This window comes from Cellulomonas sp. ATA003 (genome assembly GCF_031582905.1).
GTDB lineage: Bacteria > Actinomycetota > Actinomycetes > Actinomycetales > Cellulomonadaceae > Pengzhenrongella.
Genome location: NZ_CP133990.1, coordinates 938,986 through 964,325, shown reverse-complemented (window position 1 = coordinate 964,325; position 25,340 = coordinate 938,986). Strand labels below are relative to the sequence as shown.

Genomic DNA, 25,340 nt, shown 5'->3' with positions numbered 1-25,340 from the left:
CACCAACACCAGCACAACACCGGGAGACCACCGTGAGACGACCGATCGCCGCCGCGACGCTGGGGCTGCTCATCCTGGCCGGCTGCTCGACGACCGGGCCCGGCGCGGCGCCCGCTGACGCGCTCGATCCTGCCGGTGTCTCGACCGGGACGACCGGTGACCTGCTCGCCGCGTACGAGCTGACCGGCATGGACGCGCCCGCGATCATCGACCACCTCGACCGGCTCCCGCTCGACCGACGACCGACCGACCTCATGGCCTCCGTGCGCCCCGACGCGCTCCTGCTCGGCGCGGGCGACGACGAGGTGGTGCTCGACATCCCCGACGACCGCTTCTACGTGTCGGTCGCGCCGTACGCGGACGGCACCCACGACTGCTTCTTCCACAGCCTGACCACGTGCCGCGGTGAGATGCCCGATGAGGAGATCGACGTCCGGATCGTCGACGACGCCACCGGCGAGGTCCTCGTCGACGAGACGACCACCACGTTCGACAACGGCTTCGCCGGCTTCTGGCTGCCCCGCGACGTCGAGGGCTCGATCGAGGTCACCGTCGACGGCCGCACCGGAACCGCGGCCTTCTCCACCACCGCCGACGGCGCCACCTGCATCACCACCCTGCGGGTCGCCTGATCCACCGTGCGGGCCGGACCGCGCGGTCCTACCGTGGACCCGAGCCACGACCACGACGGAGGAACCACCATGGGATTCATCGGCAGAGCGGTGAAGAGCGGGATCGCCATCAAGGCGGGGCAGATGATCATGCGCGAGGCGCAGAAGCCCGAGAACCAGCGCAAGGCCAAGGAGCTGCTGGCCAAGGCGAAGAACCGCAAGAAGTAGGAAGTCCCCTGAAGCAGGGCGGGTCGCGCGTACCCACGCGACCCGCCCTCCGCACGTCCGGTGGGTGCTCGACCCCGTCCCCGATCGCAACCTGGCCGGGCTCGGTATCGGTGACCCGCCGGTCCAAGACGCGATGGGCGACCGGCCACCGGGTCATCGCGACGATCGACCGTCCGCCCGAGCGAGGCGGCTGGCCCCGCTGCCAGGATCAGCCGGTCGGGTGAGCCCGAGCCCGTGGAGCCACACGCTGTCCATCGCGCGCGCGGGCAGCGCGGCCCGCATCGCCCGCAGGGCGTGCGCGTCACGGCCCACGAGGGTGCGAGGCCGGACCCGTCGCGCGGTCAGGACCTGCTCCACCGCGCGGGCGACGGTGTCCGGGGGCGCGGCACCCGCACGGAGCTTCGCGACCAGCTTCCGCTCCCCGCGAAGTGCCGGGCGTAGAGAGCGCGCAGGTCGTCCGGCAGGGCGGCCTCGAGCGTGTCGATGAGGTCGTCCATCGTGTGCCAGGGGTCGGTGTCGATGACCCCCGGCTCGATCAGCGCCACCCGGACGCCGAAGGGTGCGAGCTCGACGCGCAGGCAGTCGGCGGTCGCCTCCAGGGCGAACTTCGAGGCGTTGTAGAGCCCGGTGAATGGGAACGACACCAGTCCGTTGACCGAGGAGACGAACACGATCCGTCCCCGGCTCGCCCGCAGCCGTGGCAGCACCGCCCGGGTGACGGCGAGCGGCCCGACGAGGTTGACGTCGAGCTGCCGGTGCATGTCCTGCCGGGACAGCGTCTCCACCGGCCCGGCGACGGCGATGCCAACGTTGTTGACCAGTGCGTCGAGCCGGTCCGGCAGGACGGCGTCGAGCGCGTCGACGTCGCCGTCCTCGGTCACGTCAAGACGCACCGCGCTGATCCGGGCGGATTCCGCGACGAGCGACGCGGCGGCGGCGGCGGTCCGGACGCCACCGACGACGTGCCACCCCCGGGTGGCGAGGCGGACGGCGACAGCGCGGCCGATGCCCCGGCCGGCGCCGGTGACCAGGACGGTGCGGGTGGCGGTCATCGAGATCCCCTCCGACGGGTCGGCAGGTCACCACCCTGCCGCCGCGACGACACCTCGAGGCGAGTAGTGCGGTACCCGGAACGGCGTGGCTAGCATCACGGCATGGGGCGGCAGTGGCCGCTCACCGGCCGCGACGGCGAGCTCAGGGCGGTCACCGCCGCCATCCGGCCCGGTGCGGCGGGGATCCTCGTGTCGGGAGCCGCCGGGGTGGGGAAGACCCGCCTCGCGCGTGAGGCCGCGGCGCGCAGCCGGGGGCTGTGGCGTGGGCGCTCGGCAGCCGGGCGGCCCACCCGTTCCCGCTCGGCGCGTTCGCCGGGCTCGTCGACGTCCCCGCCGGGGACGCCGCCGGCGCGGTCACCCGCGCCCTGGACGCACTCGTGCGGCGCGGCCGGCTGGTGCTCGCGGTCGACGACGCGCACCTGCTGGACGACCTCTCGGCGGTGGTGCTGCACCGGGTCGTCGTCCGCGGGATCGCCCCCGTCCTCGTCACGGTGCGGGACCGGGAGACCGCGCCCGACCTCGTCACCGCACTGTGGAGGGAGGACCTGCTCCCCGGCTCGACCTCACGCCGCTCGACGCCGCGGCGACGTCGGCGCTCGTCGCCGAGGTGCTGCAGGGGCCGGTCGAGTCCGCGTCCGCCCACCGACTGTGGCGGATGTCCCGCGGCAGCCCGCTGCTCCTGCGGCACCTGGTCACCGAGGAGATCACCTCAGGTCGGCTGAGCCCGACCTCCGGGCTGTGGGCGTGGACCGGTGACCCGCACCTCTCGCCCCGGCTCGCGGCCCTGCTCCAGCACGAGATGGGTGCCCTGGCACCCGCGGTGCGGACCGTGGTGGACCTCGTCGCCCTCGGCGAGCCGGTGGGGGCCGCGACGCTGCTCGACCTGGCGACCGCCGACGCGGTGGAGGAGGCCGAGGGGCGCGGCCTCGTGCGATCGGCCGGCGGCCCCGCGGGACCGGTCGTCCGGCTCGCTCACCCGCTCTACGGCGAGGTGCGCCGTGAGTCGATGGGTGGCGTCCGCGCCCGCCGGCTGCGCGGCCTGCTCGCCGCGCGCCTCGACGGGGAGGCGGATCCCCTGCAGCGGGCCGTCCTCCTGCTGGACTCGGATCTCGCCCCCGACCTCGACCTGTTCCGGCGCGCCGCCGCGAGGGCGCTCAGCTTCCACGACCTGCCGCTCGCCGAGCGGCTGGCCCGCGCCGCCTCGGCCGCGGGGGCGTCCACGGATGACGGCAGCTGGGACGCCCGCCTGCTGCACGCCTCGATCCTGTCCTGGCTCAGCCGCGGCGCCGAGGCCGAGACCGTCCTCGCCGAGCTGGTGACCGACGCACCGAGCGGCGAGCTCCGGGCCCGCGCCCGCGTGTACCGGGCGGGCAACCTGCTGTGGACGCTCGCCCGGGCGGACGAGGCGCGATCGGTTCTCCACGGTGCGCTCGACGCCCCCGACGCGGGGCCGGCCCGTCCGGCGGTGGAGGCGATGGCGGCCGCGCTCGACGCCGCGCTGGGTGACGCCCGGGCGGCGGTGGCCCGAGGCCGCGCAGTGCTCGCGCACCACCCGGACGATCTGGACGACCTCACCCGGACCCTGGCCACCGTCGCGGTGGCGGCCGGCGCCGCGGTCACCGGGCGGACGGATCTGCTCGACCAGGTCGTCCGCGACGGGGGCGCCGTCCGGCTGCCAGGCGCGATCCCGGTGTTCGGCCTGGCCGACTGGGTGCTGCTCGGGTACCGCCTGGCCGGGGACCCCGTGACCGGGGTCGAGACGACCCGTGCGCTGCTGGCCGCGTCCGCCGACCTCCCCAGTCCCGCCCGGGTCATGGGTCTCGTCCTCGCCGGCCACGCCGCGCTCGCGACGGGTCACGTCCGGGAGGCGCTCACACCGCTGCGGGAGGCGTGGGCGGCGCTCGAGCCCTCCCCGCACGAGTTCCGCTTCCGGTGCCGCGCCCTGCTCGCGACGGCGGCCGCGCTGGCTGGGGAGCCCGCCGCGGCACGACCGCTGCTCGACGGCCTGGCCGCGCACCGGCACCCGGCGTACGCGCTGCTCGCACCCGACGACGCTCTCGCGCAGGCCTGGGGAGCCGCGGCGGAGGGCGCGGTCACCGAGGCGGTCCGGCTCGCGCTGGGGGCGGCCGGGCTCGCGCGTCGGCAGGCGTCGCCGGCGCTCGAGGTGCAGGCCTGGCAGGCGGTGACCCAGCTCGGCGGGTCCGCCGACGCGGTGACCCGCCTGACCGCGCTCGTCACCGAGGTGTCCGGGCCGCGGGCCCGCACCGCGCTCGCGCACGCCCGTGCGTGGGCGGCGGCCGACGGGGACGGCCTGCGGGCGGCGTCGGGCGCCTGGGAGCGGTGGGGCGACCTCGTCGCGGCGGGTGATGCGGCCGCCCAGGCCGCGGAGGTCGACCGTCGGCACGGGCGCGCGGGATCGGCCGTGGCGGCCGCGGCCCGTGCCCAGCGGATCGCGGACCGCTCGGGAGCCCGGACGCCCGCCCTGGCCACCGCCGCGCGACCGCTCCCGCTGACGGCGCGCGAGCGCGAGGTCGTCGTCCTGGCGGCGCGCGGCCTGTCCAACCGGGAGATCGCCGGACGGCTCACGGTGTCCGTCCGGACGGTCGAGGGCCACCTCTACCGGGCCGGCCACAAGCTCGACATCTCCGACCGCGCCCGGTTCGCCGACCTCCTCGGCGACGGCTGACCATCCGAGTGGTGCACCACTCGCGACGTCCCCGGCCCCGCGCCGGACGCTGGTCCCCCGACCCGCCACGAGGAGACCACCATGACGATCACGAGCCCCGTCGTCCGCACCGACGAGGGCGCCCACCTGCCCATGATCGACGGCGACCACATCGCGAAGACGACGGTCCGGGACGCGCACGGCACCTTCGAGGTCTTCGAGGTGCACGCGCCCGCCGGCCCGCCCGCCCCGCCTCACATCTCGCCGTGGAGCGCGGTGCTGTACGTCCTCGACGGCTCGCTGACGGTCCTGGTCGACTCCGCGACCTGCGCCGTCGGTCCCGGCGACCTGGTGACGCTCCCGGCGGGGACCCCGTGCACCTTCACCGTCACCGGCGACAACGCCCGCTTCCTGGCGGTCACCACGGGCGACGGCGCGGGGCGGTTCTTCGCCGACGCCGCCGCGTCCGTCCCGGCCGGGCCGCCCGCGCCCGCGTCCATCGCCGCGATGCGTGCGGTCACGGCGCGGCACGGCGTCCGCCTCCCGGAGGGTGATCGCGTAACCCCGGCGTCACCCGGCGGAAACGACGCGCGGACCTCGCCGGTGTGTGGTGGGTGAGGTGACCCCGCCCCCGATCGACCCCACGGTGTGGCGCGTCGTCGGCGCGCCGCTCGTGGCGCCGACGACGCGTGGGCAGCTCGACGGCGTCCGCGTCGCGGTCAAGGACGTCATCGCCGTCGCGGGGCAGGCCCGCGGCGCGGGCGTCCCGGCGTGGCTGACCCACGCCCCGGTCGAGCCCGCGCACGCCCCCGCGCTGGCCGCGCTGCTCGCGGCCGGTGCGCACGTCCAGGGCGTCGCCCGGACCGACGAGCTCGCGTACAGCCTCGCCGGACGCAACCCGCACTACGGCACTCCGCCGAACGCCGCCGTGCGCGGCCGGCTGCCCGGCGGGTCGTCCAGTGGACCCGCCGCCGCGGTGGGGCTCGGGCAGGCCGACCTCGGGCTCGCGACCGACACCGCCGGCTCGGTGCGCGTCCCGGCGTCGTACGGGGGGCTGTGGGGGCTGCGGCCGACGCACGGGCTCGTCCCGTCCGACGGCGTCCTGCCGCTCGCGCCGTCGTTCGACACCGTCGGCTGGCTCGCCCGGGACGGCGCGACGCTCCGGGCGGCGCTGGTCGCCACGCTCGCCGCCGATGCGGCTCACGACGACGCCGGACCGCGCCCCTCGCGCCCGGTGGGGTGGTCCTCGACCCGACGCTCCTGGACCCCCTCGTGCCCGACGTCGCCGCGGCCGTCCGGTCCGCGGCCGCGCGCCTGGGTGCCGGACGGGTCGACGTCGTCGGCGCCGTGGGGTCGCTGACCGACGTCGCGGCGGCGTTCCGCACCGTGCAGGCGGCCGAGGCGTGGCGCGCGCACGGCGACTGGGTCACGGCGCACCCCGGTGCGCTCGGGAGCGACGTCGCCGCCCGGTTCGCGTGGGCGGCGACGGTCTCGTCCGAGCAGGAGCGCGACGGGCGTACGGTGCTCCGCGTGGCCCGGGACCGGCTCGACGACGTGCTCCGCGACCGCGTCCTGCTGCTGCCGTCGGCCGCCGGCCCGGCGCCGAGCGCGACCGCCGACCCGGCCGCCCTCGAGGCTGCCCGCGCCGCGACGCTCGCGCTGACCTGCCTCGCCGGCGTCCTCGGCGCACCGGCGGTCAGCGTGCCGGTGCTGCGCGTGGCGGACGGACCCGTCGGGCTGTGCCTGGTCGGGCCGCGCGGACGCGACCTGGCACTGCTCGACCTGGCACTGATCGACCTGGCCCTCGCGGCCTGCCCCGACCATCCCGGAGGACGTCCATGACGCAGATCCACCCGCCGCACCGCCTGCTCATGGGTCCCGGGCCCATCACGGCGGACCCCGGGTGCTGCGCGCGATGTCCGCGCAGCTCGTGGGCCAGTTCGACCCCGCGATGACCGCGTACATGACCGAGACCGCGGAGCTGTACCGCGGGGTGTTCGCCACCACGCATGCCGCGACCGTCCTGGTCGACGGCACGTCCCGCGCCGGGATCGAGGCGGCCCTGGTGTCGCTCGTGGAGCCCGGGCAGCGCGTCCTGGTGCCGGTGTTCGGGCGGTTCGGCCTGCTGCTCACCGAGATCGCCGCCCGGGTAGGTGCCGAGGTGCACGTGATCGAGCGGCCGTGGGGCGAGGTGTTCGACGTCGAGGAGATCGCCGACGCCGTGCGCCGCGTCCGGCCCCACCTGGTCGCCGTCGTGCACGGGGACACCTCGACCACGCTCGCGCAGCCGCTCGAGGGGCTCGCCGACGTCTGCCACGAGCACGACGCCCTGCTGTACACCGACGCGACGGCGTCGCTGGGCGGGAACCCGTTCCGCACCGACGACTGGGGGCTGGACGCGGTGAGCGCGGGGTTGCAGAAGTGCCTCGCCGGGCCGTCCGGCACCGCGCCGGTCACGCTGTCCGACCGGGCGGTCGCCGTGCTCGACCGGCGGCGCAGCATCGAGGCGGGGCTGCGGGACGCGTCGTCGCGGGTCGTCGCGCACCCGATCCGGTCCAACTACCTCGACCTCGCGATGATCCTGGACTACTGGGGCCCGGCCCGGCTCAACCACCACACCGAGGCGACGACCGCCCTGTACGGCGCCCGCGAGTGCGCCCGGATCCTGCTGGAGGAGGGCGTGGACGCCGCGGTCAGGCGGCACAGGCTGCACGGTGGCGCGATGGCCGCCGGCCTCGTCGGGCTCGACCTCCACCTCTTCGGCGACCAGCGGCACCGCATGTCGAACGTCGTCGGCGTCGAGATCCCCGACGGCGTGGACGGCGACGCGGTCCGCGGGCGGCTGCTGACCGACTTCGCCATCGAGATCGGCACGTCGTTCGGGCCGCTGCACGGGCGCATCTGGCGCGTGGGGACGATGGGCTACAACGCGCGCCGCGACACCGTGCTCACCACGCTCGCCGCGCTCGAGCACGCGCTGCGGGCGGAGGGCGTCGCGGTGCCCCCGGGCGGCGGGGTCGACGCGGCGCTCGAGGCCTACGGGGTGGCGGCGTGAGCCCGGCGGCGACCGCCCGCACCGTCCTGGACCGCTGCGACCGGCTCGCGGCGTTGTCGAGCCGGCCCGACGGCATCGAGCGGGTCTACCTCAGCCCCGAGCACGCCGCCGCGAACGAGCTCACCGCGACGTGGATGCGCGAGGCCGGGCTGACCACGTGGCAGGACGCCGCCGGCAACCTGTGCGGGCGGCTCGAGGGCACCCGCCCGGGGCTGCCGGCGCTGCTGCTCGGGTCCCACCTGGACACCGTCCCGGGCGCGGGGCGGTACGACGGCGTCCTCGGCGTGATGGTCGCGCTCGCCGTCGTCGAGCGGTTGGGTGAGCTCCCGTTCGCCGTCGAGGTCGTGGCGTTCGCCGACGAGGAGGGCACCCGGTTCGGCGCGACGCTGCTGGGCAGCCGGGCGCTGGCCGGCACCTGGGACGAGACCTGGTGGGCCCTGCGGGACGCCGACGGCGTCTCGATGGAGGACGCCGCCCTCGCCTTCGCGCTCGACCCCGGCGCGGTCCGCGACGCCGCCCGGCGACCCGACGAGCTGCTCGCCTACCTCGAGGTGCACATCGAGCAGGGGCCGCTGCTGGAGGAGGAGGACCGTGCGCTGGGCGTCGTCACCGCGATCTCCGGGGCGCGGCGGATGCTCGTGACGGTGACCGGCGAGACGCGGCACTGCGCGACCCCGTGGGACCGGCGCCGCGACGCCCTGGCCGCCGCGAGCGAGATGGTCCTCGCGATCGAGCGGGTCGCACGCGACGCGGGCAGCCCCGCGACGGTCGGGCACCTGCGGGTCGAGCCGGACGCCGTCAACGTCATCCCCGGCCTCGCCGAGCTGAGCATCGACCTGCGCGACGCCGACGACGACGCCCGCGACGCGACCCTCGCGCGGATCCTCGCCGAGCTGGACGCGATCGCCGCCCGCCGCGGCGTCACGGTGACCGTCACCCCGACGCACGTCGCCGCGGCTGTCGCGTGCGACCCGGCGCTGCGCGCGGCCGTGCGCGCGGGGATCACCGCGACCTGCGACGCGGACCCGCTGGAGCTCCCGAGCATCGCGGGCCACGACGCGATGGCGGTCGCCGCGGTCGCGCCCATCGGCATGCTGTTCGTCCGGTGCGGTGGGGGTGAGCCACCATGCCGACGAGTCGGTCCGCGCCGAAGACGTCGCCGCCGCGGTCGACGCCCTCGAGGCGGCGGTCCTCGCCCTGGCGCGGTCTCACTGACGGGGCGTGTCGACGTCCTGCCCGTGGTGGAGGTCGCCGCACTCCACCCGCTCGACCCCGTGCGCGCGCAGGTAGGTGCGCGCACCGTGGTCCCCCGGGTCGGCCGCGAGGTGGTCGGCGAGCGGCCCCCAGTGGTCCCGCCCGAGGACGACGGGGTGCCCGGGGCGCGCGTCGAACACCGCCCGGCGCAGCGTGCCGGGGTCCGCGCCGGGGGCGAGGACGCGCCGGACGACGGTGGCCGGCGTCCCCGGCAGGTCGACGAGCGTCACGACCGCGGCGTCCCCGGAGGCGTGGGCGAGGCCGGCGCGCAGCGACTCCCCCAGGCCCCGCTCCCAGTGCTCGGCGACCACGGCCGTCACCGCCGGGTCATCGGCCAGCAGCGCCCGGGCCGCCCCGGCGCCGGCGCCGAGCACGACGACGACCCGCTCGCACCCGCCGTCGCGCAGCAGCCGCACGGCCGCGGGCAGCCACGGCCCGTCCGGCCCGGCCGCGAGCGCCTTCGGGCCGCCGTACCGGGTGCCGGCACCGGCGGCGAGGACGACGCCGCACAGCTGACCCATGCCGACCTCCCGATCGCTACTGTGCCCCGATGATCCCCGACGACACCCTCCGTGGGCGCCTCGCGACGAGCCTGGGCGTGCAGCGCTACGTCGACGAGGTCGCCGCCGGCGGCCCGTACCGGGACCTGGACGCCCTGCTCGCCGCCGCCGACGCCGCCGCGTCGACCCTGACCCCGCGGAGATCGACGAGGCGCTGTCCCACCACCCGCGGATCGGCGAGCGGGCGACCGGGATCAGCCGCAGCGAGCAGGCGTCGGCCGACGCGGACGACCCCGAGCTGGTCGACGCCATGGCCCGGGGCAACGTCGCCTACGAGGAGCGGTTCGGGCGCATCTTCCTCATCCGCGCCGCCGGCCGCAGCCGCCGGGAGATCCTCGCGGAGCTCGACCGCCGCCTCGTCCTCGACGACGACGCCGAGCGCGCCGAGGTCGCGCAGCAGCTGCGCGAGATCGCCGGGCTGCGGCTACGAACCCTTGCCCAGGGCGACGCATGAGCCTCGTGACGACGCACGTCCTGGACACCGCGCTGGGCCGCCCCGCCGCCGGCGTCCCGGTCGACCTCGAGGCCCTCGACGACGGCACCTGGCGCCCGCTCGGCCACGGCGTGACGGACGCCGACGGACGCGTCGGCGACCTGGGCCCGGCCGCCCTGCCGCACGGGCGCTACCGGCTGCGGTTCGACACCGGCACGTACTTCGCGGGGACCGGGTTCTACCCCGAGGTCGTGGTGGTCTTCGAGGTGGCCGACGACGCCCACCACCACGTCCCGCTGCTGCTCAGCCCGTTCGCGTACTCGACGTACCGCGGGAGCTAGGGCATGTCTCCTATATGCGTGACCAGATGAGGCAGGCGGCGAGGATGACGGCGGCGCGGTAGGTGATGGCGAGCTTGTCGTAGCGGGTGGCCAGTCCTCGCCACTGCTTGGCCAGGGCGAAGTGGCGCTCGACGACGTTGCGGCGCTTGTAGGCGTCGGTGTCCAGGCCGGGTGGTCGGCCGCCGCGTGAGCCCCGGCGTTTGCGGGCGGCGATCTCGTCGGACTTCTGCGGGATGACGACGGCGATCCCGCGGGCGCGCAAGGCGCGCCGGTAGGTCCCGGCCGAGTACGCCTTGTCCGCGATCACGGAATCGGGACGGGTGCGCGGGCGGCCCGGACCGATCCTGGGGACCCGGATGTCGGCGAGGACCGCGGCGAGCACGGCGCCGTCGTTGCGGTGCCCGCCGGTGACGACCGCAGCCAGCGGGCGTCCGCGCCCGTCGACCGCCGCGTGGATCTTCGTAGTCAGCCCACCTCGCGAGCGTCCGATGCCGTGACCTGCAGGTTCACGCTCAGCCGGCAGCTGATTCCTGTGATTCGACCCGGCCCCCTGTGTCCTGCTCGGGACGGGTCGTGTTCGTCGCGTGCTGGTGCGCCCGGGTGATCGTGGCATCCACCGACACCGCCCAGTCGACCTTGCCCGCAGCGTCAGCCTCGGCCAGCAGCCGCGCCAGCACCCGGTCCCACGTGCCGTCGGCGGCGTAGCGGCGATGTCTCTTCCACGCCGTCTGCCAAGGCCCGAACTCCTCCCGCGGCAAGTCACGCCACGCGATCCCGGTGCGGTACCGGTACGCGATCGCCTCGACCACCCGACGGTTGTCACCAAACGGGTGCCCACGCCGGCCCGCGTTCGAGGGCAGCAACGGCTCGACCCGTGCCCACTGATCATCGGAGAACACCCGGTACCGAGAAGTCGTCACCCCGTCACAGTGCCGCGAGCCTCACCGCATCTATGGGAGACACGCCCTAGTAGTCGATCCGCGTGCCGGACCGCAGCCACGCGTCCATCGGCTCGTCCGCTCCGTCGATGCGGTGCGCGACGACCGGCATGTGCCAGGTGCCGCGCTCACGGGCGAAGAGGTCGTAGAACTCCGAGTCGTCGAAGCCGGCACGCGCGGCGTCGTGCCGGTCCGCGGCGAACACGACCCGCTCGACCCGCGCCCACAGGGCCGCCGCAAGGCACAGCGGGCACGGCTCGCACGAGGCGTAGACGGTCGCGCCGACCAGCGAGAAGCCCCCGATCGCCTGGCAGGCGGCACGGATCGCGACGACCTCCGCGTGGGCGGTGGGGTCGTGGTCGCGGGTGACCCGGTTCTGCCCGGTCGCGAGCACCTCCCCGCCACGCACGACGACGGCGCCGAACGGCCCGCCGCCGTCCGCGACGTTCGAGGTCGCCAACCGGACCGCCTCGGTGAGCCAGCGCTCGTCCGCGGGGGTCACGGCGCGCCCACCGATCGGGTCCACGCGGCACCGGCCGGAGGTGCGTCGTCGCGCGTCACCACCGCCTCGATGAGCCCGTACGGCCGGTCCGCGGCGTGGAACACCTCGCCCGGGTTGTCGATCCCGAACGGCGTGAGGTCGACCAGGACGTGGTGCCTGTTCGGCGCGGCCAGCCGGACCTCCACCACCTCCGGCACGCGCTCCAGGACGGCGGAGCCCATGTGCCACAGCGTCTGCTGCAGCGCGAGCGAGTGCTGCTGGGCGAACTGCTCGAGCATCGTGGTGCGGACGCGTGCGTACGCCGCGTCCCAGTCGACGTCGGTGCCGGCGTACCGCCACTGCGCCGTGAGCGACGTCGCGAGGATGCGGTCGTCCGTCTCGGGCAGGGTCGTGTACGGGTCGGTGAGGAAGCCCCGGAACTGCGACCCGGTGGACTTCAGCACGACGAGGTCCCGCACGCCGCTGATCACGACGGCGTCCGAGCCCTCGACGGTGACCCCCGTCGTGCGCACCTCACCGCCCGTGCGCACCCAGGTGTGGTCGTGCTCGCGCCCGTCGACCGTCACGCGGGTCCAGGCGTACGCGTCGACGTCGACCCGCGCGGCCTCGACCGGGGCGACGTCGTCCACGAAGTGCCGCGCGAGGGCCAGCGCGTAGCTCTCGGCCGACGGCACGCCGTGGGACCTGGCGACGGCGAAGGCGGTGTTCTTCTGGGTGTCGGTCGGCAGCACCGCCGACTGGTCTCCCTGGAGGTAGGCAGCGTCGAACGCGCCGCGCAGGGCGGTCGAGACGTTGAGGTCGACGATCTCGTGGCGCGGGGCGTCGCGCACGATCCGGACGACGCGGGTCTCCGCCTTGCCGTACTGGTGGGCGGTGAGTCGGACGGTCATGGCCGCAGTGTGCGCCGATCGCGTGTCCGGCGTGACGCGATCTCGTGTCAGGTGTGTGTCCCGCGCGTCAGGAGCCGGCCGTGCGGCCCGGCGTCCGGGCGCGGGTGGACGACGACGCCGCGCAGCCACGTGCGCCGGACGACGCCGTGCAGGCGGGCGCCGTCGTAGGCCGTCACCTTGTTGCGGTGCTCGAGCGCGTCGGCGTCGACCGTCCACGGCTCGTCGGGGGCGAAGGCGACGAGGTCGGCGTCGGCGCCGACGTGGATCTGACCCTTCGCCAGGCCGGCGATGCGTGACGGGGTGTGAGCCATCCAGCGCACGACGTCGTCCAGGGCGACGCCGCGTCGTCGGGCCTCGGTCCACACCGCCGGGAGGCTGACCTGCAGGCCGGCGATCCCGCCCCACGCGACCCCGAAGTCCCCGCCGCCGGCGAGCTTCAGCTCGCGGGTCGACGGCGAGTGGTCGCTCACCACCGCGTCGACCACGCCGTCGCGCAGGCCCTGCCACAGCGCGTCGGCGTTGGCGGCGCCGCGGATCGGTGGGCAGCACTTGAACTGCGTCGCGCCGTCCGGGACGGGCTCGGTGAGAGTCAGGTAGTGCGGGCACGTCTCGACCGTGACGGGCAGGCCCTCGTCCCGCGCGTCGGCCAGCAGGGGCAGCGCCGCGGCCGACGACAGGTGCAGGACGTGCGCGCGGGCACCGGTGCGCCGGACGCCGTCGACCACGCGGCGGATCGCGACCGTCTCGGCGTCGTCCGGGCGGGAGGCGACGAACGCCGCGTGGTCCCGACCCGGCGGGGTGTGGGCGTGCGCGTCGAGCACGCCGGGGTCCTCGGCGTGCACGAGCAGGAGCCCGCCGAACGACGCGACCTCGGTCATCGCCGCCAGCAGACCGTCGGGGTCGAGGTGGCCGAACTCGTCCACCCCGGACGGCGCCAGGAAGCACTTGAACCCCAGGACGCCATCGTCGTGCAGGGCGCGCAGCCGGCCGAGGTTGCCGGGGACCGCACCACCCCAGAAGCCGACGTCGACCGCGACCTGACCGGCCGCGACCGCGCGCTTGGTGGCCAGGGCGGCGGGGTCGACGGTCGGCGGGATGCTGTTGAGCGGCATGTCGACGATCGTCGTGACACCACCGGCGGCGGCCGCGCGGGTCGCGGTCGCGAAGCCCTCCCACTGCGTGCGGCCCGGGTCGTTGACGTGCACGTGCGTGTCGACGAGTCCGGGCAGGAGCACCTCGTCGGGGGTGAGCGCGACGACCGTCGGGGCGGTCAGCGGGGTGTCGCTGATCGCGGTGATGCGCCCGTCGCGCACGCCGATGTCGACGCGGCGGGTGCCGTCCGGCAGGACCGCCCGTCCGCGGACCACGAGGTCGTTGCTCATGGGCCCAGCAGACCAGACGCGCGTTGCCGGCAGGTATCGATGGCACGCTTGCCCGTGCCGCGGTGAGGACCGCACGGGGCGGGGATCGGACGGTGAGGGGCGACGTGCTGGAGATCGCGGACCGCCTGCTCGCGCTCGTCGACGCCGGCCGGCGGGTCGTCGTGGCGACCGTGGTCGCGGCGAGCGGCAGCTCACCGTCGACGGTCGGGACGTCGATGGCCGTCGACGACGCCGGCGAGGTGACCGGCAGCATCGCCGGCGGCTGCGTCGAAGGGGCGGTGCACGCCCTGTGCGACGCGGTGCTCGGCGGGGCCGCGCCGCAGGCGGAGGAGTTCGGCATCTCCGACGACGACGCCTTCGCGGTGGGGCTCACCTGCGGCGGCATCCTGCGGGTGCACGCGCACGCACTGACCGACGACGACGTCGCCGCCCTGCGCCGCGCGGCGGCCGGTCGGGAGGCGGTCGCCGTCGTGCCGCTCGCCGCCGTGCCCGACGCCGTGATGGATCAGCTCCGCGCCGCCGCCGACGCGCGCCTCGCGCTCGGGCGGTCCGGCACCGTGCGGCTCGCGTGCGACGACGGCCCGGTCGAGGCGTTCGTCGAGGTCGCGGCCGCGCCCGCCCGGCTCGTGCTGTACGGCGCGATGGAGTTCTCCGCGGCGCTCGCGCTGGCCGCTCGCGCGGTCGGGTACCGCGTGACGGTGTGCGACCCGCGGCCGGTGTTCGCCACACCCGCGCGGCTGCCCGGCGCGGACGACGTCGTCGTGGCGTGGCCGCCGCAGCACCTGACCGCCACGCGCCTGACGGCCCGCGACGCGGTCGCGGTGCTCGCGCACGACGACCGCTACGACGCCGACCTCGTCCTCGCGGCGCTGCGCAGCGGCGCCGGCTACGTCGGGGCGATGGGGTCGCGGCGCACCCACGAGCGCCGAATCGCCGCGCTGGGCGAGCGCGGCGCGACCCCCGACGAGCTCGCCCGGCTCCGGTCCCCCATCGGCCTGGACATCGGTGCCGCGACCCCGCAGGAGACCGCGGTGTCGGTGCTGGCAGAGATCCTCGCAGTGCGCACCGGCGCGACCGGGCGGTCGCTCGCCGACGGGGACGGGCCGATCCACCGGTCGGTCCGCTGAACCGGGTGCGGCACCAAGACTCGCATCATCACTCACGACCACGGTGCGACAACCCGTCTACCGCACATGCTTGATGAGCGGGTGCTCTGCAGCCCTCGCTCATCGGCCTGAGACTTCTCTGTCTCCGGCGCGTCGCGGCGACGCCACGCCAAGACTAAGCACGGCTCAGAACGTGCTGTAGCCGCCACATGCTCTTGCCATCCGTCAGTTCAGCGAGGATCGTGTGTGTTGATCGCGCAGGCGGCTCTCATGCGTGTCTTGTCAATGTCGCCCCTCAGTGCGGAGACCCTTTCGACGATTGGTCATGCTAAGGGAGAGCGTCGTGGCGCACCGGATACTCCTCGTGGCAAATCGGACGCTCGGCGGCGAGGAGTTGACCGCGGCCGTCCGAGAACGAGTTCTGAATGGGGCGACGGAGACGGAGTTATGGGTTGTGGTGCCTATCGCTAAGCCATCCATTCGAATGGTCGAGGGCCACGCGGTCGTCGTCGAGGCGCATCTTGCGCAAGACCGGAGTGCCGCCGAGGTGGCCGAGGGGCGCCTACGGGATGCACTCTACCGATTTGAGCACCTGGGTATTCCCGCCGGCGGCGAGGTGAGCGACAAGGACCCCTTCATTGCGGTGAGCGATGTGTTGTCACGCGAACACTTCGACGAGGTCATCGTCTCCACGCTTCCGACAGGACTTTCGCACTGGCTGCATACCGACTTGCCCAGCAAGGTACAACGCAGATTCGGGCTTCCGGTGACGACGGTGACCGCTCACCGTCACTGACGTAGTGCTAACACCCAGCGAGGTTGCTGTACGGCATTCCAGAGTTGTGCGCTCGACGCCTTTGTAGTACGTGGCCTCAACTCCAGGCCCGACCGCCTTTGCACCCAGTGGAGCGCAAGGTCGTGACGGACGTCGTCCCGCGCGCTCATGGCTCCCTTCTGTTGCGGCGGCTGTCAACCGGCGGTGACAGGGACCTGCCGAGCGGTGGTCGTCGGGTCTAGCGTTGGGCTCGCGGGTCCGGGAAGTGGCTGGTCCGACACTCCTATAGATCTTCGTCAAGCCGCGTGGGCTGTGCCGGGCGGCTGAATGACGTCGCGGATGAGCGGGTAGAGCTCGCGAGCGATGTAGCGCTTGAGGCAGCGGATGATCTCGTTCTTGCTCTTGCCGTCAACGGTTCGACGGGCGACGTACTCGCGCGTTGCTGGGTCGTAGCGCATCCGCACGATGACGACGTGGTAGAGCGCGGCGTTGGCCTGCCGGTCGCCGCCGCGATTGAGTCGATGCCGGTTGGTCTTGCCGGATGACGCCGGGATCGGGCAGGCGCCCGCCAGAGCGGCGAAGTGTCGTTCCGAGCGGAGCCGCTCGGGGTTGTCCCCGGCGGTGATCAGCAGCTGGGAGACGGTGTCAGGGCCGGCACCGAACACCGCCATCAGTTTCGCGGCGTGGTCATCGAGCAGCCGCGTCACATGTCGGGTCAGGTCGTTGATCTGCTCGGACAGCAGCTGGTGGCGTCGAGCCAGGACGCGCAACGCGTACGCGGTGGACTCGGCCGCGGTCGTCGGCGTCTTGCTGGGTCGGGACGTGGCCAGCGCCGCGACGAGGCGCTTGCTGGACAGGCCGCGATAGCGGGCTCGCAGAGGTTCCGGTCCAGCGATCAGCATCGCGGTGATCTGATTCATCGTCGCGGTCCGCTCACGCAGCGCCGAGGACCGCGTCGTGCGCAGCACCCGCAGGGCCTCCACCAGGCCATCAGCGCCCTTGGGTGCCGCATCGGCCCGGCCGCTGAGCACCGCCTCGGCCGCCGAGTAGGCGTCCAGTACGTCGGTCTTGCCGCGTGCACGCCGGTCGAACCGGTTGGGCCGGTTGACCTCGATCACCGCCCAGCCTTGCGCACGTAGCTCGCGGGTGACCTGGGCGCCGTAGCTGCCGGTGCACTCCACACCTACCTTCGCTACCTGCGGCCACCGACCGATGAATCGCACCGCCTCGCGGTAGCCGGCAGCGGTGGCCGCGACGCGGATGTCTCCCAACGGGCGACCGTTGCTGTCGATCACCGCGACGTGATGGGTCTCGGCGTGGGTGTCGATCCCGGCATAGACCGGTCCAGCACTGTGCTTCACCATGGAACTGCGCCCTTCCTCACCGTCGGGTGCGCAGCCGGTCGGGCGCCAGTCAGTTCACTATCGGGACCCTTGCCAAACCCCTATCAGGACATGACGGCCCGCCCGGCTGCACTGGTCGTGAGCCGAGCCGGTCGACATGTCGGATCAAGGACAGCCACCGTGACGGCGACGTCAGAAGTGCCGTGGGTCAGACCCGCTTGGCCAGGACCATCCTCAGCCCCGACCAGGCGGACCGTCACGCCCCTCCAGGGGATCAGCCACCCGGCCTCACCGATCCATAGTGAAGTGCCGGTGTGCGGGGGCAGGCCGGCCGCGCTGGATTGAAGAGTCGCCCCGCTGTGCCCTCCCGGGCCCGCGTTCATCGTCGTCGCCTCGACGTCGACGGCGTTCTTGACGAGCTGTTGGTACACGACGTCGGACAGCCGCCGCTTCAGGCATCGCATCGCTTCCAGCGGCCGCTTGCCGGCGGCCCTCTTGCGGTCGTCGTACGCCTTGCCCAGGGTGCCGGGGTGGCGCATCTGGACGGTCGCGGCGATATGCAGGACGTGGTTGAGCCGCCGGTTCCCGGCCCGCGACAGCCGGTGCCGCTGGTGCGCGCCGGACGAGGCGTCGATCGGTGCGGTCCCGGTCCACGACGCGAAGTGATGCCGGGACGGGAACCGGGCCACGTCGCCGATGTCGGCCAGGATCCGGCCCGCACCGGCGGGGCCGATCCCGGGCAGGTCCATCAGGTGCGACCCACGGGCAAGCACGGCGGCCTTGATCTCCGCGGTGAGCTCCTTGACGCGCACGTCCAGTCGGTGGGCATCGGTCAGCTCCTCGGCCAGCATCCTGGGTCGCACCTTGCCGGCGCCGTCGCGGGGACGGATCCCGGCCAGCAGCGCCTGGTACTGGGCGATGGACTTCTTCGTCGGCGCCCCACCCGGTGTGACCTCGGCAAACAGCCGGTGCGCACGGTTCAGTGCCTGCGTTCGTGCGGCGGCGAGCTCGTCGCGGCGATCGACCAGCAGCCGCAGCACCTCCAGGTCCTCGTCGATCACGACCTCCCGCAGCCGCTTGCCGCGCAGTGCGACCATCACGATCGCGTGCGCGTCGTGGGACTCGGTCTTGCGGCCCTGCCCGGTGTCGAACACCCGCGACCGGGCCGACAGCTTCGCCGGCACGTCGACGACCCGCTCCCCGCCGGCGACCAGCCGCGCGACCAGACCGCGGCCGACACCGCGGGCGCCCTCGACCGCCCAGACTCGTCGAGACCACTGCCGGGCGACGGACAGCATCGCCCGATACCCGTCCGTCGTGGTCGGGAACGTGCCGGTGGCCCGCAGGATCTCCCGGGTGTCACGGGCCTCCATCGTCACCGACGCCTTGTGCGGGTCAACCCCGATGATCACCACGTCTCCCGCGGCCAACTCCTCGTGCTGTGCTTCCTGCATGTCCCGTCCTCCACCTTGAGAACCGGCACCGGCCAGGGCTGACCGGCGCGCTGGCGAGGACGGGCAACGCTGTTTCGAGCAGAGCAGACCCTTCGTGAGCCACACCCCCGCCGCGGTGCCCGACCCGGACGCACTCCATGAAAGAGCCACACCGAACCCACCGGTGGGCAGCCGCAATCAGAGCGACCCGATTCGCCCCGGGTTCGGTGGAGGCCCGGTTATCTGGCTCCGGCAGTGAGTTCGGCCGGTGCGGTTGCAGGGTAGTGCGCCCAGTAGTGCTGCTCGAGCTCTGCTGGTGGGACCAGTCCGATCTCGCCGTGCAGGCGCCGGTGGTTGAACCAGTCGACGTACTCGGCGACGGCGATCTCGACGTCGGCGACGGACTTCCAGCCCCTGGTGGGCGCATCGCGGGGTTGCGGATGCACTCGGTCTTGAACAGCGCGTTGAACGCCTCGGCCAGGGCGTTGTCGTAGGAGTCGCCCTTGGAGCCGACCGAAGCGACGGCCTTGGCCTCGGCGAGCCGCTCGGTGTAGCGAATCGCTCGGTACTGCACTCCGCGGTCGCTGTGATGGGTCAGGCCGGTCACGTCCTGCCCGGCGCGAAGCCGTGCCCACAGGCCCATGTCGAGTGCGTCCAGGGCCAGATCGGTGCGTAGCGAGGTCGAGACCTGCCACCCCACGACCAGCCGGGAGAACACGTCGATGACGAACGCCGCGTAGGTCCACCCGGCGTGGGTGCGCACGTAGGTCAGGTCCGCGACCCACAGCTGGTTCGGTGCGTCCGCGACGAACGCGCGGTCCACCAGATCCGCCGGCCGCTCGGTCTGCGCACCGTCGCTGGTGGTCGTGCGGCGGGTCTTCTCCCGGCTGATCCCGCGCAGCCCCTCGGCCCGCATGAGCCGTTCCACCGTGCACCTCGCCACCGCGGTGCCGGTCCGGTTCAGCTCGGCCCAGACCTTCTTGGCCCCGTAGACGCACAAGTTCTCCTGGAAGGTCTTGCGGATCAACGGCACCAACTGCGCATCGCGAACCGCACGCGCCGACGGGGCCCGCGTGCTGGTCGCGTAGTACGTGCTCGGAGCGATCTGCGCCGCAGTGCCCTTGAGCACCGCGCAGATCGGCTCGACCCCGAGCTCGCGCCCCTCCACCACCTCGTGGCGGTGAGCGTCGATGTAGTCGACTACCTGACGGACGGGCGGTCGAGCTCCGCCGCGAAGAAAGCCGAAGCCGTCTTCAAGATGTGGTTCGCCCGCCGCAACTCCTTGACCTCACGCTCTAGCTCGGTGATCCGTGCCGCGTCCTGGCTCGTCGTCCCGGCCCGCTGCCCGCCGTCGATCTCCGCACGCTTGACCCACGTGCGCAACGCCTCCGGGTGCACGTCCAGATGGCCCGCGACCCGACGGACCACGACCATCCGCTGCTCACCCGCCGCGATCGCGTCCAACGCCATCCTCGTGGCCCGCTCACGCAGCTCCTCGCTGTACTTCTTCGGTGCCGGCATGACTCTCATCCTTCCTGGGTTGAGAGCCTCCACCGAACCCGGGGCGAATCAACCCGGCCCGGGCACCTACTCGAGACTGACCGGCCAGCCAGCACCCGAGCAACAAACAGCCGCCGTCCGAGTGTGTCGTGGACCGGTGCGTCCAAGGAGGATGAGTGGCATGACGGACTCTCTTCCTGCCGAGGTCGTCCGGTGGTCGGTCGACGAGATGTCGCGGATCCGGCGTGCGTACGGCAGCGCCATCAAGCTCAGTGCCGTCGACAGTGGCGCGGAACTGCTCATGGTGAGCGACCCGGCCGGTGGTGGCTGGGCCGGCACGGCGCGGCTCACTGAGGTTCGAACCGACGCTGACTCCGTGGAGTTCACCGTCTTCTTCTCCGCTACGCCGCCTCTTGCGCGGCGGCCGGCGGTCCACCTCTGCGGCCTCGATCTTCGTGACGACGGTCAGCGAGTGCATGTCTCGATGGACACGCCGTGGGTGGAGATTCGAACCGGTGACGGCCCGACTCTCCGCGGAGGAATCGACCGACTCATTCGCGGCAACTTCCGGCCTTCCTTGGCGCACGTCCTCGCCCAGAGAACGGTGATGCCGTACGGCTGATGACGCACGTCATGCCGCGACGCGGTCGACAGGTCCGCCGGCCACCGGCGACTCGAGCTACTGCCGCGTGGGCGAGTGGAGACAAGCAGTGAGGAAGCGGGCTGTGTCAGGCGGGGGTGCGACGACGGTGTTGAGGCTGTCGCTGTCGTAGGTGATGCCGTGGCGGCTGTCGATGGACCAGGCCTCCAGGTCGGCGGCGGTGGTGACCGCTTGGACGCAGGCGGAGCTCGCGCCGATGTAGGTGCTCATCAGGTCAACGTCGGTGGCCACGCACCAGGCTCGGTCGGCCGGCCACCACAGGCTCGGGCTCTGCTCCCACGGCGGGGTCTCCATCGACGCCGTCACTGCCTCCGACAACGGTCCCGTCAGGAGCCGCATCTCTCGCTGGGGCATCAGCACCGTCCGCGCGACCGGTGGCACCGCCAGGGCACCGAAACCCTCCCACACCGAGAAAAAGCACTGCTGCGGTGAGCTGGTGAAGCGGGCGAGGACCTGCACCAGCGCCTCGGCCTGCGCGGCCGGCAGGGTCCCCTCCTCCGGCTCGACGTCCCACACGCCCGGCTGGGTGTCCTCGTGCAGGTACTGCCAGGAGCCGGTGATGGACGTCCACTGCATTCCGGCATGGGCGTGGCGGCCATTGAACGCAGCCACCTCGGTCCAGGAAACGTCGACGTCCGCGCCTGCCTTGCCGTGGCGGCGGGCCGGGTGAAAGGCGCGGGCATAAGCCTGGAACACCGGGGGCACCAGCGAGCCGACGCTGTGGTCGAAGTCGCGGACCGCGGCCACAAGCCAGTCAGCAGCGCTGACGTCATCGCTTAGCGGCTGCAGCGATCCAAGTCCCCGACGCTCCACCCGCCCACCCTCTCGCATCCAGCACCGTCACCGCGCGTGCACGTTCGAACGATCGCCCGCCACAGAGGGCGAACCGCCTTCCGCTCATGCCGACTCGAGGGCGGCGGCTACGTCGGCCCGGACTCCCGAAGTGCGCGCGCCTTCGCTGCGCGCATCTGACGCCGCCGCGCTACGGCTCCGCCGCGGCCGGCCGGCGAGGGGTCCATCAACCGGTCGGACCCCTGATCCACCAGGCGCCAGAGCCGGTCAGCGGTCATCGGCAGGGTCGTGGGGCGCACGCCGAGCGCGTCCCGCACCGCGTTGGCCAGCGCCGGCGCGACGGGATTGTAGGGGGCCTCGCTCATCGACTTCGCCCCGAGTGGGCCGAGCTCGTCCGACGTCGTCGCGAACAGCACCTCGGTCACGGGCAGGTCGATCATCTGCGGCACGTGGTAGCCGCGGAAGGAGGTCGTGATGACGCGGCCGTCGTCGTCCAGCCGCATCTCCTCGAGCAGCGCGGACCCGATCGCCTGGCCGGTCCCGCCCTCGACCTGGCCGCGCAGCTGCTCGGGGTTGAGCACGACGCCGGCGTCGACGGCCTGGATGGACCGCTGGATGTGCACCGCACCGGTCGCGGGGTCGACCGCGACCCGGAAGGCGTGCACGTTGAACGCGACCGACCGCGGCGTGCCGTCGTGCGTGCCCCGCCCGACCAGGTGCGCGCCGCTCGCGACGACCTCGGCGAGCGGGACGACGTGGTCACCGAGGGCGACCGTGTCGCGGCTCAGGACCGCGCCGTCCCACGCGCGTGGGTCGTCGCCGGGGTGACCGCGCAGCGCGGCGGACGCGGCCACGATCCTGCCCCGCAGCTGGTGTGCCGCGCGGTGCAGCGCGAGACCGGCGACGACGACGCCCGCGGAGCCGAACGCGCCGGAGTCGTACGCCACGACGTCGGTGTCCGACTGCCGGATCACCACCCGGTCGAGCGTGGTGCCCAGCGCCTGCGCGACGAGCTGGGCGTGCACGGTCGTGGTGCCGTTGCCGAACTCGGTGGTGCCGACGCTCGCCTCGTAGACGCCGTCGTCGAGCAGGCGCACCGACGCCTCGGCGTAGTGGCCGCGCGGGGCGATGGTCGCGATCATCGCCAGCGCCATGCCCTCGCCGACGACGGTCCCGGGCGGCGCCTCCGGCTCGGCGGAGCGGTCCGCGAGGGCGGCCTGGGCGAGGTCGAGGCACTGGTCGAGCCCGTAGCCGTGCAGGCCGAGGTCGCCGGTCTCGTCCGGGTCGGTGACCAGCAGCGGGTCCCCGGGCACGACGACGTTGCGGCGCCGCAGCTCGAACGGGTCGAGCCCGGCCGCGCGCGCGAGGTCGTCCATCGCGGACTCGACCGCGAAGATGATCTGGCCGAGGCCGTACCCGCGGAACGCCCCGGACGGCAGCGTGTTCGTGTAGACCGACTCGGCGTCGACCCGCTTGTTCGCGCAGCGGTACACCGCGAGCGACTCGCTGACGCCGTGGAACATCACGCCGGGCCCGTGGTTCCCGTAGGCGCCGGTGTTCGCCAGCACGTCGACCCGCAGCCCGGTCAGCACGCCGTCGGAGTCCGCGCCCACCTCGACCTCGACGCGCATGGGGTGCCGGCTGGGCACGATCGTGAACTCGTCGGCGCGGCTCATCTCGTACTGGACGGCGCGGCCGGTGCGCAGGACCGCGAGCGCGACGACGTCCTCGGTGAGCAGCTCCTGCTTGCCGCCGAACCCGCCGCCGACCCGACCGGTGAGCACCCGCACGCGGTCCGGCTCGAGCCCGAAGATGTGCGCGATCTCGTCCCGGACGAGGAACGGCACCTGGCTGCTCGTGCGCAGCACGAGGCGGCCGTCGGGGTCGAGGTGCCCGCGGGTCACATGGGTCTCCATCGCGGCGTGCGAGACCCGCGGGGTGCGGGTCGTCAGCCGCACCCGGTGCGCGGCCCCGTCGATCGCTGCGCGGACGTCGCCCATCTCGGCGTGCAGCTGGGCGACGACGTTGCGGGTCGCGTCGCCGATGCGCGACGCCGGGCCCTTGTCGGCGTGCAGCAGCGGCGCCCCGGGGGCGCGGGCGGCCTCGGGGTCGACGACGTGCGGCAGCACGTCGTACTGGACGCGCAGCAGGTCCCGCGCACGCTCGGCCTCGCGGACCGACTCCGCGACGACGACGGCGACCCGCTGCCCCCGGAAGCGCAGCACCGGGTCGAGCACGAGGGTGTCGTCCGGGTCGTCCAGCCGGCTCTCGTGGCGGGCGGTGGAGAACAGCGTCGCCGGGGAGTCCTCGTGGGTGAGCACCGCGAGCACGCCCGGGGCGTCGACCGCCGCGGTGGCGTCGATCGACACGATCCGGGCGTGCGGGTGCGGGCTGCCCAGGACGACGGCGTGCGCGAGGTCGGTCGACGGCTCGTCCACCGTGTAGGCCTCGGTCCCGGTGACCACGCGCCGGGCCGCGGGAGCGAGCGCGGAGACCCGTGCGGCCTCGCCCGCCTCCGGGACGACGGTGTTGCGGCGGCCGGCGAGGGCGTCCCGGATGGACCGGTAGCCCGTGCACCGGCACAGGTTGCCCTTGAGGAGACGGGCGACCTCGTCACCGCCCGGGGTGGTGCCAGGGGTGCACGGGGTGGGGCACTCGCCCGCGGCGCCGCAGCCGAGACCCAGGCCGACGGCCGTGGTGACGAACCCCGGCGTGCAGAACCCGCACTGGAACGCGGCCGCCTGCGCGAACGCCTCCTGGACGGGGTGCAGGTCGCCGTCCGGTCCGCCCAGCCCAGCCGAGGTGGTCACCGCGCGGCCCTCGACCCGGTGGGCCGGGGTCAGGCAGGAGTGCACGGGGGCGCCGTCGAGCAGGACGGTGCACGCCCCGCAGTCGCCGGTGTCGCAGCCCTTCTTGACCTCGGTGTGCCCCTGCGCGCGCAGCAGGGTGCGGAGCACCTGGCCCGGGGCGGGCTCGGCGTCGACGGACGTGTCGTTGACGGTGAACCTCATGCGGGGCTCAGCTCAGCACGGGCCTCCTCGGCCAGCCGGAGCGTCATCGCGCGTCGCCAGTCCGGGGCGCCGTGGACGTCGTCGTACCAGTCGTCGACGGCGTCGAGCGCGACGGCGAGGTCGTGCGCATCGGGCAGGGCGTCGAACCGCAGGCGGTGCGGTCGCCGGACGCCGGCGGTGACGGTGACGACCAGGGCGCCGTCGTCGTCGAGCCGGCCGATCACCACGGTGCCGGACCGCCCGTGCGGGGTGAGCGCCGCGCGGCGGAAGACGGCGCGGGCGCGGAGGGTCGAGGCCGGCAGGTGGACCGCGCGGAGCACCTCGCCGGGGGTCAGCGCCGTGGTGCGGACGCCGGTGACGAGGTCGGCGACCGCGAGGCGCCGCTCGCCGCCGTCCGGGGTCCAGACCACCGCGGTGCCGTCGAGCGCGACGGCGAGCGACGTGATCGCGCCGGCCGGGAGCGCGGTGCAGAGGTTGCCGCCCACGGTGGCGGCGCCCCAGATCTTCTCGGACGCGACCAGCGCCTCGGCGCAGGAGCGGACGAGGTGCTGGGACGTCCAGCCGGGGACCGGCGCCAGGGCCACGAGCTCGGCGATCGTGCACGTCGCCGCGAGGGTCACGCCGGTGTCGTCGATCTCGACCGGCGGCCAGCCGAGCCCGGTGACGTCGACGAGCTCGCGCAGGCCGGGCTGCGGCTCGGAGTACAGCCAGGTCCCGCCGGCGAGCACGGCGGCGTCGGGGCCGATCACCACGTCGGCGCGGGTGCGCGCGACGCGGACGGCGTCGACGGTGGTCAGGTCCATGGATC

At 74.0% G+C, this 25,340-nt stretch carries 23 protein-coding genes and 2 pseudogenes; 13 read left to right on the top strand and 12 right to left on the bottom strand.

Annotated elements, in window-relative coordinates; genetic code table 11:
- Positions 1 to 32 precede the first annotated feature (32 nt).
- Entirely contained in the window at positions 33 to 632 is a 600-nt protein-coding gene (locus REH70_RS04805; protein ID WP_310752755.1) for a CueP family metal-binding protein, read from the top strand.
- Positions 633 to 1,180: 548 nt separating this feature from the next.
- On the opposite strand, the gene REH70_RS04800 is transcribed toward REH70_RS04805, so the two are convergent.
- Positions 1,181 to 1,891, bottom strand: coding sequence for an SDR family NAD(P)-dependent oxidoreductase (locus tag REH70_RS04800; RefSeq protein WP_310752753.1), 711 nt, complete (start codon positions 1,889 to 1,891; stop codon positions 1,181 to 1,183).
- Positions 1,892 to 2,148: 257 nt separating this feature from the next.
- Between REH70_RS04800 and REH70_RS04795 the strand changes: the two genes are divergently transcribed.
- The 7 genes and pseudogenes from REH70_RS04795 to REH70_RS04765 form a co-directional block, all read left to right on the top strand.
- Positions 2,149 to 2,613, top strand: a complete 465-nt coding sequence (locus REH70_RS04795) for a hypothetical protein (RefSeq protein ID WP_310752751.1) — start codon at positions 2,149 to 2,151, stop codon at positions 2,611 to 2,613.
- The gene (locus REH70_RS04790) at positions 2,547 to 4,577 is read left to right on the top strand and encodes a helix-turn-helix transcriptional regulator (RefSeq protein ID WP_310752749.1); all 2,031 of its coding nucleotides are present in this window, start codon (positions 2,547 to 2,549) and stop codon (positions 4,575 to 4,577) included. The genes REH70_RS04795 and REH70_RS04790 overlap by 67 nt, the downstream gene beginning before the upstream one ends.
- Before the next feature lie 81 nt (positions 4,578 to 4,658).
- On the top strand, positions 4,659 to 5,174 hold the full coding sequence (locus REH70_RS04785) for a cupin domain-containing protein (RefSeq protein WP_310752747.1): 516 nt from the start codon (positions 4,659 to 4,661) through the stop codon (positions 5,172 to 5,174).
- 1 nt (position 5,175) lies between these two features.
- Positions 5,176 to 5,916 (top strand): amidase family protein, encoded by a 741-nt coding sequence (locus tag REH70_RS04780; protein ID WP_310752745.1) that lies wholly within the window; start codon positions 5,176 to 5,178, stop codon positions 5,914 to 5,916.
- A complete protein-coding gene (locus tag REH70_RS04775) occupies positions 5,904 to 6,398 on the top strand; it encodes a hypothetical protein (protein WP_310752743.1) in 495 nt (164 codons plus the stop codon). The genes REH70_RS04780 and REH70_RS04775 overlap by 13 nt, the downstream gene beginning before the upstream one ends.
- Before the next feature lie 61 nt (positions 6,399 to 6,459).
- The gene (locus REH70_RS04770) at positions 6,460 to 7,611 is read left to right on the top strand and encodes an alanine--glyoxylate aminotransferase family protein (RefSeq protein ID WP_310752740.1); all 1,152 of its coding nucleotides are present in this window, start codon (positions 6,460 to 6,462) and stop codon (positions 7,609 to 7,611) included.
- Positions 7,608 to 8,669: pseudogene (locus tag REH70_RS04765) on the top strand (hydantoinase/carbamoylase family amidase); the annotation flags it as partial. The gene REH70_RS04770 and the pseudogene REH70_RS04765, both read left to right, overlap by 4 nt.
- A gap of 150 nt (positions 8,670 to 8,819) precedes the next feature.
- On the opposite strand, the gene REH70_RS04760 reads toward REH70_RS04765, so the two are convergent.
- Complete coding sequence (locus REH70_RS04760; protein WP_310754140.1) at positions 8,820 to 9,386, bottom strand: NTP transferase domain-containing protein; 567 nt, start codon at positions 9,384 to 9,386, stop codon at positions 8,820 to 8,822.
- Between REH70_RS04760 and REH70_RS04755 the strand changes: the two genes are divergently transcribed.
- Positions 9,385 to 9,879, top strand: coding sequence for a 2-oxo-4-hydroxy-4-carboxy-5-ureidoimidazoline decarboxylase (locus REH70_RS04755; RefSeq protein WP_310752738.1), 495 nt, complete (start codon positions 9,385 to 9,387; stop codon positions 9,877 to 9,879). The genes REH70_RS04760 and REH70_RS04755 overlap by 2 nt on opposite strands.
- Positions 9,876 to 10,199, top strand: a complete 324-nt coding sequence (gene uraH / locus REH70_RS04750; RefSeq protein ID WP_310752737.1) for a hydroxyisourate hydrolase — start codon at positions 9,876 to 9,878, stop codon at positions 10,197 to 10,199. Before REH70_RS04755 ends, uraH begins: the two co-directional genes overlap by 4 nt.
- Before the next feature lie 10 nt (positions 10,200 to 10,209).
- Here the strand turns inward: uraH and REH70_RS04745 are convergent.
- From REH70_RS04745 to allB, 4 genes are all read right to left on the bottom strand, one after another.
- A protein-coding gene (locus REH70_RS04745; RefSeq protein ID WP_310751787.1) for an IS5 family transposase occupies positions 10,210 to 11,119 on the bottom strand; the annotation gives its coding sequence in 2 pieces (ribosomal slippage) (positions 10,210 to 10,749 and positions 10,751 to 11,119; 909 coding nt in all).
- Positions 11,120 to 11,165: 46 nt separating this feature from the next.
- Positions 11,166 to 11,639, bottom strand: coding sequence for a nucleoside deaminase (locus REH70_RS04740; RefSeq protein WP_310752735.1), 474 nt, complete (start codon positions 11,637 to 11,639; stop codon positions 11,166 to 11,168).
- Positions 11,636 to 12,529 (bottom strand): factor-independent urate hydroxylase, encoded by an 894-nt coding sequence (gene pucL / locus REH70_RS04735; protein ID WP_310752733.1) that lies wholly within the window; start codon positions 12,527 to 12,529, stop codon positions 11,636 to 11,638. Before pucL ends, REH70_RS04740 begins: the two co-directional genes overlap by 4 nt.
- Positions 12,530 to 12,576: 47 nt before the next feature.
- On the bottom strand, positions 12,577 to 13,911 hold the full coding sequence (gene allB, locus REH70_RS04730) for an allantoinase AllB (RefSeq protein ID WP_310752731.1): 1,335 nt from the start codon (positions 13,909 to 13,911) through the stop codon (positions 12,577 to 12,579).
- Between the two features lie 92 nt (positions 13,912 to 14,003).
- Here allB and REH70_RS04725 point away from each other — a divergent pair, with 92 nt between their 5' ends.
- Positions 14,004 to 15,038 carry an XdhC family protein gene (locus REH70_RS04725; protein ID WP_310752729.1) on the top strand — a complete coding sequence of 345 codons (1,035 nt, stop codon included), beginning with the start codon at positions 14,004 to 14,006 and terminating at the stop codon, positions 15,036 to 15,038.
- A 322-nt stretch (positions 15,039 to 15,360) separates the two neighbouring features.
- Entirely contained in the window at positions 15,361 to 15,813 is a 453-nt protein-coding gene (locus tag REH70_RS04720; RefSeq protein WP_310752727.1) for a hypothetical protein, read from the top strand.
- Between the two features lie 275 nt (positions 15,814 to 16,088).
- Here REH70_RS04720 and REH70_RS04715 read toward each other — a convergent pair whose 3' ends face one another.
- From REH70_RS04715 to REH70_RS04705, 3 genes and pseudogenes are all read right to left on the bottom strand, one after another.
- On the bottom strand, positions 16,089 to 17,156 hold the full coding sequence (locus tag REH70_RS04715; RefSeq protein WP_310752725.1) for an IS110 family transposase: 1,068 nt from the start codon (positions 17,154 to 17,156) through the stop codon (positions 16,089 to 16,091).
- 83 nt (positions 17,157 to 17,239) lie between these two features.
- Positions 17,240 to 18,589, bottom strand: coding sequence for an IS110 family transposase (locus REH70_RS04710; RefSeq protein ID WP_310752724.1), 1,350 nt, complete (start codon positions 18,587 to 18,589; stop codon positions 17,240 to 17,242).
- Positions 18,590 to 18,807: 218 nt separating this feature from the next.
- Positions 18,808 to 20,089 (bottom strand): annotated as a pseudogene (locus tag REH70_RS04705) (IS3 family transposase).
- A 160-nt stretch (positions 20,090 to 20,249) separates the two neighbouring features.
- Here REH70_RS04705 and REH70_RS04700 point away from each other — a divergent pair.
- Positions 20,250 to 20,690 carry a hypothetical protein gene (locus tag REH70_RS04700; RefSeq protein ID WP_310752723.1) on the top strand — a complete coding sequence of 147 codons (441 nt, stop codon included), beginning with the start codon at positions 20,250 to 20,252 and terminating at the stop codon, positions 20,688 to 20,690.
- 57 nt (positions 20,691 to 20,747) lie between these two features.
- On the opposite strand, the gene REH70_RS04695 is transcribed toward REH70_RS04700, so the two are convergent.
- From REH70_RS04695 to REH70_RS04685, 3 genes are all read right to left on the bottom strand, one after another.
- Positions 20,748 to 21,542, bottom strand: coding sequence for a hypothetical protein (locus REH70_RS04695; RefSeq protein WP_310752721.1), 795 nt, complete (start codon positions 21,540 to 21,542; stop codon positions 20,748 to 20,750).
- Between the two features lie 107 nt (positions 21,543 to 21,649).
- A complete protein-coding gene (locus REH70_RS04690; protein WP_310752719.1) occupies positions 21,650 to 24,532 on the bottom strand; it encodes a molybdopterin cofactor-binding domain-containing protein in 2,883 nt (960 codons plus the stop codon).
- Positions 24,529 to 25,335 carry an FAD binding domain-containing protein gene (locus tag REH70_RS04685; protein WP_310752717.1) on the bottom strand — a complete coding sequence of 269 codons (807 nt, stop codon included), beginning with the start codon at positions 25,333 to 25,335 and terminating at the stop codon, positions 24,529 to 24,531. The genes REH70_RS04690 and REH70_RS04685 overlap by 4 nt, the downstream gene beginning before the upstream one ends.
- Positions 25,336 to 25,340 lie beyond the last annotated feature (5 nt).